Raw genomic sequence first — 255 nt, 5'->3', positions numbered from 1 at the left:
ACAGGTTTTTACTCATGCACCTTTTATAAAACTCTCAACAATAAAACCAGTTGAAAGCTTAAAAAATGTTGCTTGAACACCCGCTGGCAGCAAAACGTCGATTAATTAGCCTAACGCCTTTAATTGACGTGGTGTTTATCCTGTTGTTGTTTTTTATGTTGTCATCCGGGTTTACCCAGTGGCGGCAGATGGATATTACGGCTGCTAGTGAGTCTTACAACACTGACAAAATACGAACTCAATACTATTTACTGT

At 38.8% G+C, this 255-nt stretch carries 1 protein-coding gene; it reads left to right on the top strand.

Annotation, left to right across the window (positions count from 1 at the left end):
• Positions 1–65: 65 nt before the first annotated feature.
• The coding region (locus tag E8Q33_RS15090; protein ID WP_211116199.1) for a biopolymer transporter ExbD at positions 66–255 on the top strand (190 nt) is incomplete at its 3' end.

This window comes from Methylophaga sp. SB9B (genome assembly GCF_004832235.1).
Classification (GTDB): domain Bacteria; phylum Pseudomonadota; class Gammaproteobacteria; order Nitrosococcales; family Methylophagaceae; genus Methylophaga; species Methylophaga muralis.
Note: the sequence above shows the minus strand (reverse complement) of the source record. Positions and strands in the feature narration are given on the sequence as shown.